This window comes from Acidisoma silvae, assembly GCF_020618775.1.
Classification (GTDB): domain Bacteria; phylum Pseudomonadota; class Alphaproteobacteria; order Acetobacterales; family Acetobacteraceae; genus Acidisoma; species Acidisoma silvae.
Genome location: NZ_JAESVB010000001.1, coordinates 959173 through 974441, shown reverse-complemented (window position 1 = coordinate 974441; position 15269 = coordinate 959173). Strand labels below are relative to the sequence as shown.

General features: G+C 63.5%; 13 protein-coding genes. 9 read left to right on the top strand and 4 right to left on the bottom strand.

Annotated elements, in window-relative coordinates; genetic code table 11:
* Window positions 1-159: 159 nt before the first annotated feature.
* The 3 genes from ASILVAE211_RS04620 to ASILVAE211_RS04610 all read right to left on the bottom strand — a co-directional run bounded on the left by ASILVAE211_RS04620 (window position 160) and on the right by ASILVAE211_RS04610 (window position 2802).
* Window positions 160-1128 (bottom strand): SDR family NAD(P)-dependent oxidoreductase, encoded by a 969-nt coding sequence (locus ASILVAE211_RS04620; RefSeq protein WP_227320091.1) that lies wholly within the window; start codon window positions 1126-1128, stop codon window positions 160-162.
* 116 nt (window positions 1129-1244) lie between these two features.
* Window positions 1245-2030, bottom strand: a complete 786-nt coding sequence (locus tag ASILVAE211_RS04615) for a 3-hydroxybutyrate dehydrogenase (RefSeq protein WP_227320090.1) — start codon at window positions 2028-2030, stop codon at window positions 1245-1247.
* 22 nt (window positions 2031-2052) lie between these two features.
* The gene (locus ASILVAE211_RS04610; RefSeq protein ID WP_227320089.1) at window positions 2053-2802 is read right to left on the bottom strand and encodes an acetoacetate decarboxylase; all 750 of its coding nucleotides are present in this window, start codon (window positions 2800-2802) and stop codon (window positions 2053-2055) included.
* Window positions 2803-2907: 105 nt separating this feature from the next.
* Between ASILVAE211_RS04610 and ASILVAE211_RS04605 the strand changes: the two genes are divergently transcribed.
* Window positions 2908-4038, top strand: coding sequence for a patatin-like phospholipase family protein (locus ASILVAE211_RS04605; protein ID WP_227320088.1), 1131 nt, complete (start codon window positions 2908-2910; stop codon window positions 4036-4038).
* A gap of 78 nt (window positions 4039-4116) precedes the next feature.
* Window positions 4117-6090, top strand: a complete 1974-nt coding sequence (parE, locus tag ASILVAE211_RS04600; RefSeq protein ID WP_227320087.1) for a DNA topoisomerase IV subunit B — start codon at window positions 4117-4119, stop codon at window positions 6088-6090.
* Window positions 6091-6109: 19 nt separating this feature from the next.
* Here the strand turns inward: parE and ASILVAE211_RS04595 are convergent, their stop codons facing one another.
* Window positions 6110-6295 (bottom strand): hypothetical protein, encoded by a 186-nt coding sequence (locus tag ASILVAE211_RS04595; RefSeq protein WP_227320086.1) that lies wholly within the window; start codon window positions 6293-6295, stop codon window positions 6110-6112.
* Window positions 6296-6660: 365 nt separating this feature from the next.
* Here ASILVAE211_RS04595 and exbB point away from each other — a divergent pair, with 365 nt between their 5' ends.
* From exbB to ASILVAE211_RS04560, 7 genes are all read left to right on the top strand, one after another.
* Window positions 6661-7578 (top strand): tonB-system energizer ExbB, encoded by a 918-nt coding sequence (exbB, locus tag ASILVAE211_RS04590; RefSeq protein ID WP_227320085.1) that lies wholly within the window; start codon window positions 6661-6663, stop codon window positions 7576-7578.
* Between the two features lie 6 nt (window positions 7579-7584).
* The gene (gene exbD, locus ASILVAE211_RS04585; protein WP_227320084.1) at window positions 7585-8022 is read left to right on the top strand and encodes a TonB system transport protein ExbD; all 438 of its coding nucleotides are present in this window, start codon (window positions 7585-7587) and stop codon (window positions 8020-8022) included.
* Window positions 8019-9005 carry an energy transducer TonB family protein gene (locus tag ASILVAE211_RS25950; protein ID WP_264478647.1) on the top strand — a complete coding sequence of 329 codons (987 nt, stop codon included), beginning with the start codon at window positions 8019-8021 and terminating at the stop codon, window positions 9003-9005. Before exbD ends, ASILVAE211_RS25950 begins: the two co-directional genes overlap by 4 nt.
* 204 nt (window positions 9006-9209) lie before the next feature.
* Window positions 9210-11426, top strand: coding sequence for a TonB-dependent siderophore receptor (locus ASILVAE211_RS04575; protein ID WP_227320083.1), 2217 nt, complete (start codon window positions 9210-9212; stop codon window positions 11424-11426).
* An 86-nt stretch (window positions 11427-11512) separates the two neighbouring features.
* Complete coding sequence (locus ASILVAE211_RS04570; protein WP_227320082.1) at window positions 11513-13120, top strand: cyclic peptide export ABC transporter; 1608 nt, start codon at window positions 11513-11515, stop codon at window positions 13118-13120.
* Window positions 13117-14223, top strand: a complete 1107-nt coding sequence (locus ASILVAE211_RS04565) for an ABC transporter substrate-binding protein (protein ID WP_227320081.1) — start codon at window positions 13117-13119, stop codon at window positions 14221-14223. Before ASILVAE211_RS04570 ends, ASILVAE211_RS04565 begins: the two co-directional genes overlap by 4 nt.
* Complete coding sequence (locus ASILVAE211_RS04560; RefSeq protein ID WP_227320080.1) at window positions 14220-15263, top strand: FecCD family ABC transporter permease; 1044 nt, start codon at window positions 14220-14222, stop codon at window positions 15261-15263. The genes ASILVAE211_RS04565 and ASILVAE211_RS04560 overlap by 4 nt, the downstream gene beginning before the upstream one ends.
* Window positions 15264-15269: the final 6 nt, after the last annotated feature.

Sequence of the window (15269 nt, the reverse complement as noted above, 5' to 3'; positions counted from 1 at the left end):
AGTGCGGATTTTTATATAATTCAAACAAAACAATAACTTAAGTCAAAAACCTCACCCTAAGCGGCATGATTGCCCCATTTTTCCCCATCGCATGCAGCCCATGCAAAAATGCGTGAGCACCCCCACTAGACATGCAAAAACCTGAGGAACCGCCCCGGTTCAGCGGCCGTTCCAGCCCTTATACCAGTCGATGAATCGGGGAATCCCGCGCTCCAAAGGCGTCGTCGGGCGGAACCCCGTCAGCGCATTGATTTCCGAAATATCGGCGAAAGTGTCCGTCACATCGGCGGCCGGGCGCGGCTGATCGATAATGACCGCCTTTTTCCCCAATCCCTCTTCGAGCAGGGCGACCAGCTTGGACACCGTCTCGCTCTGATTATTCCCGATATTGAGCAGGCGCGGCGCATCCCCCGCCGGCGGACGGTCCAGCACGCCGACGATGCCGGCCACGATATCGTCGATATAGGTGAAGTCCCGCCGCAAAGTGCCGTTGTCATAGAGCGTGATCGGTTTGCCCTGCTCGATCGCCTGGGCGAAGGAGAAATAGGCCATATCCGGCCGGCCCCAGGGCCCATAGACGGTGAAAAAGCGCAGGCCGCTTTGCTTCAGCCCATAAAGATGGCTGTAGGAATGGCTCATCAGCTCATCCGCCCGCTTGGTCGCGCCATAGAGCGAGACCGGCAGATCGACCCGATCCGCCTCCGTGAACGGCATCTTGGTATTGCCGCCATAGACCGAGGAGGAACTGGCATAGACGAAATGCTTCAGCCCCAGCCGATGCCGGGCCGCTTCCAGCATCACGACATGGCCGAGCAGATTGGCGGTGACATAGGCGTAAGGGTCGATCATCGAAAACCGCACCCCGGCCTGGGCCGCCAGATGCACGATGCGGTCGATCTCGGGCGCGCCCGCCATCAGGGCTTCCACCGCCGCGCGATCGGCGATGCTAAGCTTTACGAACCGGAAGCCGTCCCTGCCCTCCAGCCGTGCAAGCCGGGCATATTTCAGCGCCGGGTCGTAATAGGCATTGATCTCATCGACGCCGATTACCGTCTCGCCCCGCGCCAGCAGCGCCTCGCAGACGTGATAGCCGATGAAGCCGGCGGCGCCGGTCACAAGAACGGTCATGGGCATGGAATCCAGATAAGACACAAAAAAGGGGCGTCCGCTGTCGCGGAGCCCCTGATGTTAGCGCGATTTGCGGCCTTTCTATGAGGCCGCGTCGTCAGATGCGCGCGAGGCCGCTATTGCGCGACCCAGCCGCCATCGATGGAGAGCGGCGCGCCGGTGATGGTGGCCGCCCCGTCCGAACAGAGAAACACAGCCAGCGCGCCGATCTGCGCGGGGCTGGTGAATTGCTTCATCGGCTGCTTTTCGGCCACCAGCGCTTCCTGCTCCTGCGCGAAGCTGGTGCCGTTCTTCCCGGCCCGGTCATGCAGCTGCTTTTCGACCAGGGGCGTCAGCACCCAGCCCGGACAGATGGCATTGCAGGTGACGCCGGTATTGGCGAGTTCGATCCCTGCCACCTTGGTCAGCCCGACGAGCCCGTGCTTGGCCGCGACATAGGCTGACTTCTGGCCGCTCGCGACCAGCCCATGGGCGGAGGCGATATTGATGATGCGCCCCCAGCCGCGCGCCTTCATGCCGGGTGCCGCCGCCTTGATGCCATGAAAAGCCGAAGAGAGATTGATGGCGATGATCGCGTCCCATCTATCCTCGGGGAAATCGACGATATCGGCCACGAACTGAATGCCGGCATTATTGACCAGGATATCCACCCGGCCGAACCCAGCCTCGGCATCCGCCACCAGCTGCCGCACGCCCGCGCCGGTGCTGAGATCGGCCCCGGAATAGAGCGCCTTGACGCCGAAATCCGCCACCAGCGCCGCACGCTCCCGCTCGATATCCTCTGCCTTGCCGAAACCGTTGATGACGATATCGGCGCCCTCGGCCGCGAAGGCGCGCGCCACGCCGAGACCGATGCCGCTGGTGGAGCCCGTGACCACCGCCACCTTGCCGCGCAAGCTCATCTTTCTTCCCTCCCCTTTTGCTTTAAGAAAGATAGTCGTGCAGCACGCGCCCGTAAGGCAATGTCATGTCGGCCTTGATATGCTGGCCATACAGGATCTTGCGGACCGGCAGGTCAGCCACCCGCGCATTGACATGCGGCACCAGATCCAGCCGCGCCTCTCCGCCGAAGGCGAATTTGAGCTCGATATCGCTCATATTATAGCCGACGAGCTGCGCCACCTTCGGGCTGCCGTCGACATCGGGAATGAATTTCAAATTCACGCCCAGCTTGCCGAGCTGGCCGATGACCCTCAGCCGGTCCTCGTCGCCATGAACGAGATTGTATTCCTTATAGGTCATGGTTCCCATGGCGACGCGAACATCGTCGTACCGCAGCGTGCCGGTCAGCGTGTCATGGATCGGCCGCAGCTCCGGCAGGCCGTATTTTTTGGGAAAACCCCAAATCTCGCGCCCGGCCGTCGTCGGCGGCTCGTCATCCAGATACATTTGCAGCGTGAAATTGCAGGCCTCGCCGTTAAATTTGGCAGCGATGCCGCAGCCGCTTTCCTGATAGCTGCCGAAGCCGGTGGAATCCGGCATTTTCATCCATTCGTAGAAGACGTGATTGCCGTCCGGCTCCAGCGGCTCGGGCAGCAGCCGGCGGATGACCTCCATATCCGTCTCGTAATGGATCAGCAGATATTCGCGGTCGTAGAAGCGAAACGGTCCCTTCGGGTAGCTCGGGCTGGCGAAGGGCATGGATGTCATGCCGAGGACGTCGTCACGCTTCATGCGATTGTCCCTATCTCTGTCGGCAAGAAGGCTTGATCAACAGCGCGCGCCTGTCCAGTGATCATTGCGCGTAGAGAGCTGGCCTTCTGTTCCGGGAGTTTGCCCATGGATGCGACGCCGCTGCCCGACCGCCCTTGCCTGCCCCACCATACCGCGCTGATCCTGCAAGGGGGCGGGGCGCTCGGCGCCTATCAGGGCGGGGTCTTTCAGGCGATGGACGAGGCCGGCATCGCCCCCAACTGGCTCTGCGGCGTCTCCATCGGCGCCATCAATTCGGCGATCATCGCCGGCAATGCACCGAAGGACCGCCTGCCGCGCCTGCGCGCCTTCTGGGAGCTGATCACCCCGGAACGGCCCTCCCTGCCCTTCATCGACGGCGACCTGCCGCGCCGCTTCGAGAATGAGGCGGCGGCCATGAGCGCCCTGGCACTGGGCCAGCCGGGCTTCTTCAAACCCAATCTGCCCGGCCCTTTCTTCAGCCTGCCGGGATCGAAACAGGCGACCGCTTTCTATGACACCGGCGATTTGCGGGCGAGCCTGCTGCGCTTCATCGATTTCGACCGGCTGAATAGCGGGGAGACGCGCTGCGCGGTCGGCGCCGTCAATGTCGAAACCGGCAATTTCGCCTATTTCGACAATGACAGCATGACGCTCGGCCCTGAACATATCATGGCCAGCGGCGCGCTGCCGCCGGGCTTCCCCATGGTCGAAATCGGCATGGAATATTTCTGGGACGGGGCGCTGATCTCCAACACGCCGCTGATGCATCTTCTGCTCAATATCGAGAGCTGCAGCGCGCTGGTGTTTCAGGTCGATCTGTTCAGCGCGCGCGGCCCCATTCCCCGCACGCTGCGCGATGTCGGGCTGCGGCAGAAGGAAATCGGCTATTCCAGCCGCACCCGACTGGTCACGGATTTCTTTAAACGCGAATTCGCCCTGAAGAACCACCTGCGCAGCCTGCTGGATCGGATGCCGGAGGAGCGCCTGACGCCGGAAGACCAGGCCGAGCGGCTTCGCCTGCGGAACCTGCCACGCCTGTCGGTGCTGGAACTGATCTATGAACACGCCGTCTATGAAGGCGAGTCGCGGGATTACGAGTTCAGCCGGCGCTCGATGCTGGACCATTGGAACCGTGGCTATCGCCAGACGCAGCAGACATTGGGCCAGAAAGACTGGCTGCTGATCCCGGCGGAAGCCGGCATCGTGAGCCACGATATCAACCGGGACCGGAGTTGATGGGCTTCATGCAGGTAGGACGGCTTGCCCTGATCTGGCGGCCGCGCCTATCTTGCCCGCCATGAGTGGGAACAAGACATGAACGACCTCTTCGGCGCCGGCTCTGCCGAGGCAGCGTATTCCGCGAAGGACATCGAGGTTCTGGAAGGGCTGGAACCTGTCCGGCGCCGGCCGGGCATGTATATCGGCGGCACCGACGACAATGCCTTCCACCATCTGGCCGCCGAAATCCTCGACAACTCGATGGACGAGGCCGTGGCCGGCCATGCCAGCTTCATCGAAATGAACCTGGCGGCCGGCAATGTGCTGACGGTGCGCGACAATGGGCGCGGCATTCCCGTCGATCCGCATCCCAAGTTCAAGGACAAAAGCGCGCTCGAGGTCATCCTCACCACGCTGCATTCCGGCGGCAAATTCGCCGGCAAGGCCTATGCGACCTCGGGCGGTCTGCATGGCGTCGGCAGTTCGGTCGTCAATGCGCTGTCCGACCTTTTCGAGGTCGAGGTCGCGCGCGAAAAGCGGCTGTGGAAGCAGAGCTACGTGCAGGGCAAGCCGACCACCACGCTGATCGATGCCGGGCCGATTCATAACCGGCGCGGCACCACCGTGCGCTTCCGGCCCGATCCGGCGATCTTCGGCCATACACTGCAATTCAGCCCGGCGCGGCTCTACCGCCTCTGCCGCTCCAAAGCCTATCTGTTCCGGGGCGTCGAAATCCGCTGGAGCTGCAACCCGGCCCTGATCAAGGATCAGGCGGATGTGCCGGCCGAGGCCGTGCTGCATTTCCCCGGCGGGCTGCGCGACAGCCTGGAGGAGGATGTCGGCGAGACCGGCCGCGTGCTGCCCACCCCCTGGGCCGGCGATGCCGATTTTCCGAACAGCGCCGGACGCGTGGAATGGGCGGCGCTGTGGCTGGAGGGCAGCGGTGGCGGCTTCCTGAACAGCTATTGCAACACGGTGCCGACGCCCTTGGGCGGCACGCATGAAGCCGGTCTGCGTTCGGCGCTGCTGAAGGGCCTGCGCGCCTGGGGCGATCATCGCGGCAATAAGCGCGCGGCCCAGCTGACGGCGGAAGACGTGCTGACGCCGATGGCGGCCAAGCTTTCGGTCTTCATCCGGGAGCCGCAATTCCAGGGCCAGACCAAGGAGAAGCTGACCAATACCGACGCCACGCGTCTGGTGGAGGCGGCACTGCGCGACCGTTTCGACCATTTCCTGGCCGGCGACCCGACATCGGCCGACAATCTTCTGTCCTTCGCCATCGAACGCGCCGAGGAGCGTATCCGCCGGCGCGAGGAGAAGGACACGCCGCGCAAATCCGCGACGCGCCGCCTGCGCCTGCCCGGCAAGCTGACGGATTGCACGCGCGAGAACGCGGCCGAGACGGAAATCTTCCTGGTGGAAGGCGACAGCGCCGGCGGGTCCGCCAAGCAGGCGCGCAACCGCGAAACCCAGGCGGTTCTGCCGCTGCGCGGCAAGATCCTGAACGTCGCCAGCGCTTCGGCCGACAAGCTGCGCCAGAATCAGGAGCTGAAGGATCTGATCGAGGCGATCGGCACCGGGGTCGGCGACAAGTTCGACATCAAGCGTCTGCGCTACGGCCGCATCATCATCATGACGGATGCGGATGTGGACGGCGCGCATATCGCCAGCCTGCTGATGACCTTCTTCTATCGGGAACTGCCGGAACTGGTGCGCCAGGGGCATATCTATCTGGCGCAGCCGCCGCTGTACCGCATGACCCAGGGTGCGAAATCCGTCTACGCGATGAACGATTCCGAGATGGAGAAGTTCAAGAAATCCGCCTTCAAGGGCACCGCCAAGATCGAGGTCAGCCGCTTCAAGGGTCTGGGTGAAATGCCGCCCGCGACGCTGAAGGAAACGACGATGGACCCGAAGAAGCGCACGCTGCTGAAGGTGATTGCCGCGCCCGAGACGCGGGCCGAGACCAATACGATGGTCGAAAGCCTGATGGGCCGGCGGCCGGAACTGCGCTTTCAGTTTATTCAGGAACGCGCCCGCAGCGTGACGGTCGCCGATCTGGACGTGTGATTACGGGCGTGGCGAGAGCTTAAAGCTTGGACTGCGGTGGTTCGGCCTGGAAATTTCCATCAGCGATTTCCATCAGCCAGAGCCGCATGGCGTCATGGCTGACACCGTGTACATTGGCTCGCGCTTTTGCCACGGCTACCGCGAGGGCTTGCCGCTCCATCGCATCCTCATGACGCTCAGCTTCAGAGGCGATCGGTTCGACCATACTCAGATGATGAGACTAACCGGGCCGTCTGTCACGCTTTCTAGCCGGCGGCCTCTGCGTGAAGCCTAACCCGTCGCGCGAGGCGACAGCCTCACCTGTGAAAATTCGCGCTTTCCCCGCGATACCGGCGTCAAGCCGCCGGGGATGGCACCGCATCCCATAAATCTGAATTATTTCAGCGCCTTGCCGTGTTTTGTCGTGACCACAGTCCCGAAAGGCACAAGCGATTCCTGATCAACCGGCCAGCAGGGTTGCATGGCAAGTCTCGGAATTGCTATTGATTCTGATAATCATTCTCATTCAAACAGCCTATCGACGCGCCAGGCGGATCACCGCTGCCTGCCCCTATGCCGATGGAGATCACCGTGACCCGACGCCTCGCCTGCCGCGCCGCTACCGTTTTTCCGCTGGCGCTGGGCCTGATGCTGGCTCAACCGGCTTTGTCCCTTGCTCAAACGACAGCGGGCCCTGCGTCTGCGACTATCACGCCTCCGGCGGCGCCCGTTGCCGCAACTCCGGCGCCGACTCCATCCGCACCCGCCACGGCGCTTCCGGCAATCACGGGCATGACGGCCACCGCCGCGACGCCCGATGCGGCCGCCGTGCCGTCCGATCTGTCGGTCAAGGCGCTGATCGGCCATGCCGACCGCATCGTCAAAGGCGTGCTGCTGCTGCTGTTCCTGGCCTCGGTGCTGACCTGGACCATGCTGCTCGGCAAGGGCATCGAGCTGTGGACCGCCTGTCGCGGCATCACCCGCGGCCTGCGCCTGGCGGAAAGTGACGCGCCGGATACGGCGTCCCTGCCGCGGCCGCTGCTGTTGATGCGTCATGCCGTCAAGGCCGAACTCGCGGCATCCGAAGGCACGGCGGTTACCGGCACCAAAGACCGTCTGGACAGCCGTCTGCGGCGGCTGGAAATGCGCCTCGCCCGCCGCATTCAGCGCGGCACCGGCATTCTGGCGACCATCGGCGCGGTCAGCCCCTTCATCGGCCTGTTCGGCACGGTCTGGGGCATCATGAACAGTTTCGTCGGCATCGCCAAACTGCACACGACCAATCTGGCCGTGGTCGCGCCCGGCATCGCCGAAGCCTTGCTGGCGACCGCTGCCGGCCTTGTCGCCGCCATTCCCGCTGTCGTCATCTACAATATCTTCGCCCGCTGGGTTGGCGCCTATCGCCATGGCCTGGGCGATCTGGGGGAAATCGTGCTGCGCCATACCGGCCGCAAACTGGATCGCGGCACGGCCCTGCCTGCCCGCCCCCGCCCCATGGCCGCGGAATAAGCCACCATGGCCTTCCATATGGATGACGACGGCGACGATCTGGCTGAGAAGCACGAAATCAACGTCACGCCCTTCATCGACGTCATGCTGGTGCTGCTCATCATCTTCATGGTGGCGGCCCCGCTGGCCACCGTGGACGTGTCGGTTGAATTGCCGACGTCCAGCAGCAAGCCGGCGCCGCGTCCGCAGAAACCGCTGTTTCTGACGATCCAGGCCAGCGGCGCCATCGCGGTGGATGACACAACCGTTCCGGCCGATCAGATGATCGCGGCCATCGACAAGGAAACGGCAGGCGATCACACGCAGCGCCTGTTCCTGCGCGCCGACAAGACCGTGCAATACGACATGCTGATGAAGACGATGGATAAGCTTCAGCAGGCCGGCTATCTGAAAATCGGCCTAGTCGCACAGCAGTCTGACCAGACGGGTCCGTCGCCGCAATGACCGCCAGGACTGCCGCCTTTACCTTATCGGCGGATGCCGAGTTCATGCTCGGCCAGCGCCCCTGGACAGTACGGCGCACGGCGCTGTGGGGCAGTTGCCTCGGCCTCGTCGTCACCGGCCATCTCGTCTTTTTCATCGCACTTGCCCACCGGCCCAAGACGGCGGGCGAAGTGCCGCTGCCCCCGGCGGTGATGATTGATCTGACACCCCTGCCGGCACCGCCCGCGCCTGCGGCCCCGCCGACGCCGGCGCCTGCCGCCAAGCCGCAACCGGCCCAGCAGGTGGCGAAGGCCGCATTGACACCGCCGCCGAAAGTGCCGACGCCCATGCGGCCGGTAACGCCGCCGACACCGACACCACCCGCACCAACCCCACCGCAGCCGATGCCAAAGATGCAGACGCCGCCACCGCCGGTCACGCCGCCTGTTTTGCCGACGCCCGCGCCGCTCAATCTGCCGATTGCGGAATCCGACGCGTCGATCCCGATGCCGCCGCCACCGCCACCCGAAGCCCCGCCGCTGCCGCGCAAAAAACCGCGCATCCTGCATAAGGCCGTATCGGCCCCGCCACCGCCTGCGACCGAGACCACGCAAACGCCAAAGACGGTGGCAGCACCGGCCCCGTCCACGCCATCGGCGAGCGACGCCGATACGCCGGCACCGGCACGGCAATCGGCCTCGCCGGGATCGACGAAGCAGGACTGGCAGAGCCGCCTGCTGGCGCATATCGCGCAATACAAAAACTACCCTGCCGAGGCGCAGGAGAATAACTGGCAGGGCATGAGCGTGGTGCGCTTCACCTTCACCCGCACCGGCGTCGTGATCTCAGCCGTGCTGGTGCATGGGTCAGGCCATGCCGATCTCGACGCCGCTGCCATCGCGACCTTGCATCGCGCGTCCCCTCTGCCGCCGCCACCGGACAGCGTTGCGGGCGACCCCATCACGCTGACCTTGCCGCTGCAATTTTCCCTCGATCAGGACTGAATCTGAGCAAACCTAATCTCCACCCAATATTTAAGTTGCTTTATCAACAATTAAGTGTGGCTTTTTGGCACCAGCGGCCTAGCAAAAATACACTAATCCGCTTGCCCCGGTTGCCCCAGGGCAAGCCGCGCTGTAAACGGCTCGATATAACTGCGAATTATTCGCATTCTCATTTTAATCTGCTTGCCGGACATCACACAGACAATGCCCTTCGCTCTCAGCCCCGCACGATCGCTGCCGCGCCGCCGCGCCATCGTCTCCGCCCTTATGCTCAGCGCGGGCCTGACGCCGCTGGCCTTGGCCCTTCCGGCTGTTGCGCAGACAGCCACGAATGTCGCGACCGGCACGACCTCCGGCACCGTGCTGAAACCGCTTCAGGTTCAGGGCAAGGCAGACGGCCGCCAGAGCCCGACCGGCCCCGGCATCGGCTATGTCGCGACGCGCAGTGATGCCGCGACCAAGACCGATACGCCTATCGTGCAGACGCCGCAGGCCATCAACGTCGTCACCGCCGATCAGCTCAAGCAGCAGCAGCCTAAGACCGTCTCTCAGGCGCTGCGCTACACGCCCGGCGTTTCCTCCGAAATCTATGGTGACGGCGCACGCGGCGACTTTCTACAGATCAGAGGCTTCAACGGCTATGACAGCATCTATATCGACGGACTGAAGAGCGATAACGGCCTCTGGACCTATAATATCGAGCCTTACGGGCTGGATCGTCTGGAAGTGCTGAAAGGCCCCTCCTCCATGCTATACGGCCAGAACGAGCCGGGTGGCCTGGTCAACGCCGTGTCCAAGCGCCCGACCGCCACGCCGCAGCATGAAGTGGAAGTCCAATACGGCAGCCATAATTCGAAACAGATCGGCTTCGATATGTCCGGCCCCGTGGAAGGCACGGACGGCAAGGTTGAATACGGCATCGTCGGCATGGACCGTCAATCGGACACGCAGGTCAATTACACCCAAAACAACCGCCAGTACATCGCGCCCAGCGTCACCATCAAGCCGGACGCCGACACGCAGGTGACGATCCTGGCCAATTATCTGCGCGTGCGTGAGCCGGGTTGGACCGACCAGGGCTATCCGCAGCTCGGCACACAGCTTTTCAACCCAAACGGCACCATCTCTCCCAGCACCTTCACGGGCGAGCGCGATTTCGACCAATACACGATGGATCAGGTCGCGGTCGGCTATGAGCTGGAACACCGCTTCAATGATTGGCTGAAATTCGGCCAGAACATGCGCTATAACCACATCACCGGCGATAGCCAGGAAACCTACGGCACCGCTCTGGAATCGGATGACAATACGCTTGACCGCGCAACATTCGCGGAACACGTCAATATCAATACCGTCAAGCTGGACAACCACCTTGAAGCCGATTTCATGACCGGCCCGCTGCGCCACAAGGTTCTGTTCGGCATCGACTACAGCCACACGTCGAACGACTTCTCCTACGGCGCAGGCACCGCCCCTTCGATCAATATCTTCGATCCCGTTTACACGGCGGGTGCGACGACGCTTGCGACCTATGAATCCGATATTCAGACGGTCAACCAGATCGGCGAATATGTGCAGGATGAAATCGCTTGGCTTGGCTTCCGCCTGATCGCCGGCGTGCGGCATGACAATGCCTCGACCGATACCTATGCCAAGATCGGCGGCAGCACGACGACGCAGAATGACAGCGCCTGGACCTATCGCGCCGGCCTGCTCTATCTCTTCGACAACGGCATCGCGCCCTATGTCAGCTATTCGACCAGCTTCCTGCCGACCAGCGGTACAGACGCGGAAGGCACGCCCTATCAGCCCATCACCAGCCGCCAGTATGAACTGGGTCTGAAATACAAGCCGCCGAGCCTGAACGCGCTCTTCACGGCCGCGCTGTTCGACCTGACCGAGAACAATGTTCTGACCCCTGACCCGGCCAGCACACTGTTCGACGTCCAGACCGGCCAGGCGCGCTCGCAGGGTCTGGAACTGGAAGCCAAAGTCAGCCCGGCGCCCGGCCTCGATCTTGATGCCGCCTATACCTATACGGATGCAGTCGTCACCCAAAGCAATGCCGGCAATGTCGGTGATCTGCTGCCGCTGGTGCCCATGCATGCGGTCAATCTCTGGGCGCATTATCGGATGCAGACGACCTTCGCCCATGGCCTGGGCTTCGGTGCCGGCCTGCGCTATCGCAGCGCGATCTACGGCGATACCGCCGAAGCCTATCAGGTTGATCCTGTCGCCCTCGTCGATCTCGCCATGGATTACGATCTCGGCAATATCAGCCCCAGCATGAGCGGCCTCAATCTTCAGCTCAACGCCAGCAACATCGCCAATACGCAGTATCTGGCCAACTGCACCAATTCCATCGCCTGCTATTACGGCGCCGGTCGCGCAGTCTATGCGACGCTTGCCTATCACTGGTAAGCGCGGCCGCCTGAGCTTTCGGCGGGTCCGGGCGGGGAAGGTTTCCTTCCCCGCCTTTCGCCGTTTCTGACTGAGAGAGTAATGCCATGCTGCGCCATTTGCCGCTTCGTCCCGTCCTGCCGCTGCTTGTGGCATCAACGCTTTGCGGCATCATCGGCAGCCTGGGCACGGTTCTGGTACTGGCGACCATCGGCCAGATCCTGAACGGCCGGCTGCATTTCGGCCCCGAAGCGGCGGCCGGCTTCATGGGGCTGGCGCTTTTCTCCGTCGCGGGCTCGGGCCTGTCCGACATTCTGACCAATATGACCGGACAGCGGATCACGGCGGCGGTACGCATCGACCTGGCGCGGCGCATGCTGACGGCACCGCTGGCCGCGATTGAAAAGCCCGGCCCCCAGGGTCTGCTGCCGGTGCTGGGCGGCGATGTCGATATGATCAGCGATGTTGCCTTCGCCATCGGCGCCATATCGGTTTCGGCCGGCATCGCCATCGGCTGCCTGATCTACCTCGCCTGGCTGTCTTTGGCCCTGTTCCTGTGGCTGCTGCCGATTCTGGTCATCGGCGGCTTCATCCAGTTTCGCGCACGTGACCGTGGCATCAAGGGTTTCTGGGCCGGGCGCGCGGCGGAAGACCGGCTGCATGCGCATTATCGCACCATCATCGACGGCGCCCGCGAACTGCGCCTTGACCGCCGCCGCCGGGCGCGGATTTTTCAGCACGAGGTCATCCCCGCCGCGCAGGAGGTGAGACAGGTCACCGGCCGCGCCATCGCCTTCTTCGTCGGCGCCAATGCGCTTGGCACGCTGCTGCTGTTTGCCTTCATCACCCTGGTGTTGACGCATCCCGCCATGTTGCCGCGCGACCAGATGACCAGCTTCATCCTGATCCTGCTGTTTCTCAAAGGACCGATCGACCAGATGATGCATAACCTGCCGGTGCTGGGCCGCGCGCAGGTCGCCATTCGCCGCATCGCCGATCTGACGGCGCGCTTCACCACATTCGAGCCGAATGTCGTGCTGACGGAAGCGCCGGACGACACGCCGCGCGTTCCCGCCCGCATCGCACTTGACGGCATAACTTATGACTATCCGCAGGTCGCAGGGGCGGCCCCCTTCTCCATCGGCCCCATCGATCTCACGTTCCAGCGCGGCGAGATCGTCTTCATCGTCGGCGAAAACGGATCCGGCAAAACCTCCCTCATCAAGCTGCTGCTGGGCCTGATGGAGCCGGCACAGGGACAGATCACCGTCGACGGCGTGCCGGTGACGCATGAAACCCGCGACGACTATCGCCAGCTCTTTCATACGATTTTTTCGGATTTCCATCTGTTCGAGGATGGGCCGCCGCCCATGCAAGGTGCGGCGCTGGACCGATGGCTGGACCGGCTGGACCTGGCCCATAAGGTGTCGGTGCAGGACGGTGTCTTTACAACCACGGACCTGTCCACCGGCCAGCGTAAGCGCCTGGCGCTGGTGCAGGCCATCTTCACCAAGCGGCCGATCATGGTCTTCGACGAATGGGCCGCCGACCAGGACCCGACCTTCCGCCGCACCTTCTATACCGAGATCCTGCCGGAACTGGCCGCCCAAGGGGCGACCGTCATCGTCATCTCCCATGACGACCGCTACTTCCATATCGCGAACCGGCTGATCACCATGGAGAATGGCCGCATGATCGAAAGTGTCAGCGCATGACGGGCCGCCGCGCTTTCCTCGGCGGCCTGGCCGCGACACTGGCGACGCCGGCGCTTGCCGCCAATCCCTATCCGCTGACCGTCTCCGATATCACGGGCAACCGCGTGACCCTGGCCAAAAGGCCGCAGCGCATTCTGGTCGGCGACGAGCTTCTGTTTACCGCTCTCAGCCTGATCGATCCGGAGATCGATCAGCGCATCGTCCTCATGGATAGTTTCATGAAGCGCTACGATCAGGGGCTTTTCACCGAACTCGTCGGCCTCTACCCAAATTTCGGCAAAATTCCCCGGATCGTCGAACTCGGCTCGGCCTCCATGGAACAAGCCTTGGAAGCGCAGCCGGACCTCGTCCTTCTCAGCCTGTGGCAGAAGGACACGACGGTCGCGGCCGCCGCGCAATTCGCCTCCCTCGGCGTGCCGGTCGCCTATGTCGATCTCTTCATCAACCCCATTATCCATACCGGCCCCAGCATGGAACTGCTGGGCCAATTGCTGGGGCTGCCGCAAGTGGGCCTGGCCTATGCGCGGTTTCATGCCGCCCATATTACGACGCTTCACAAAGCGGGCCTGACCGCGCATCCCGAAACCGTCATGCTACAGGTCTATCCCGGCATCATGAGTTGCTGCTGGGCGGCGGGCGGTGCGGGCTTCGGCCGCTATATTCCGATTGCCGGCGGCACCAATATCGGCGCCAATCATCTGCCCGGCGCCTTCGGCGGCGCGCTGTCGCTGGAATTCGTCCTGGCCGCCAATCCGCGTTTCTACATCGCCACCGGATTGGCCAACCCACATCAGGATAGAGGCCTGACCATCGGTTTCGGCATTGATGAAGCGACGGCCCGCGCCAGCCTGACCAAGATCCTGGCATCGCCCGATATCGCCAGCATCCCGGCGGTGGCCGCCGGTCGCAGCTTTGCGCTGTGGAATTTCTTCAACGGCTCGGCCCTCAATGTCCTGGCCATGGAGGCCATGGCCGGGTGGTTCCATCCCGATCTGGCGAAGCGGGCCGGTATCGACCCGCAGGCGAGCTTCGACCAGATCCGCGACACCTTCCTGCACAAAAACCTGACCGGCACACTTTGGTTGGCCGAGAACGCGGCATGAGCGCGACCACAGCCGGCATTCTGGCGGCGCATCGCCAGCTGAAATATCGGCGCCGTCTGACGGTGGCCGCACTTTGCCTCGTCACCCTCATCGTGCTTGCGGCGGATGTGCTGGCAGGGCCGGCCGGGCTGCACCCTGTCAGTGTCTTGCGTGCGGCGCTGGGCATGGGCGGCAGCAGCCGCATGGAACTGATCATCGTGCAGCAGATCCGGCTGCCGCAGGCACTGGCCGCCCTTGTCGTCGGCGCCTTCCTGGCGCTGTCGGGCGCGCAATTGCAGACGGTCTTCAACAATCCGCTGGCGGAGGGCGTCACGCTCGGCATTGCCCCAGCGGCGGCCTTCGGGGCGGCGATTGCCATCGTGCTCGGCATCAGCCTGCCTTTGGTGCCGGGCGGATGGATCATCGCGGGCAATGCCTTCCTGCTCGCCTTTCTGGCGACGCTGGTGCTGATGGGCCTTGCCTCCCTCGGGGGCGGCACGCGCACGCTGATGCTGTTCGGCATCGGGCTTGTGTTTACCTTTAACGCGCTCATCGCCCTGTTGCAGATCGTGGCAAGCCAGGCCGCCTTGCAGCAGCTCACCTTCTGGATGCTGGGCAGCCTGGCCGGCGTGCGTTGGGGCATTCTATGGCCGCTGCTGGGTCTGGCCGTCATCCTCATCCCCTGGTCGCTTTCGGCCGCCCCGGCGCTCACCGCCTTGCGGCTGGGTGAGGAACGCGCCATCAGCCTTGGGCTCGATATCCGCCGCCTGCGGCTGGCGACCTTCCTGCGCGTCAGCCTGATGACGGGCGCGGCGGTCGCCAGCGTCGGCAGCATCGGCTTCGTGGGTCTTGTCGGGCCGCATATTGCGCGCCTGCTGGTGGGCGAGGATCACCGCATCTTCCTGCCCGTCAGCGCCATTGCCGGAGCGCTGATCCTGTTGCTGGCGCAATTGGGCGCCAAGCTGGTGCTGCCCGACCTGGACGTGCCGACCGGCATCACCACGGCGCTGATCGGCCTGCCGGTCTTCTTCGCGCTCATCATCACGCGCCGCGCCGGCTGAGGATAC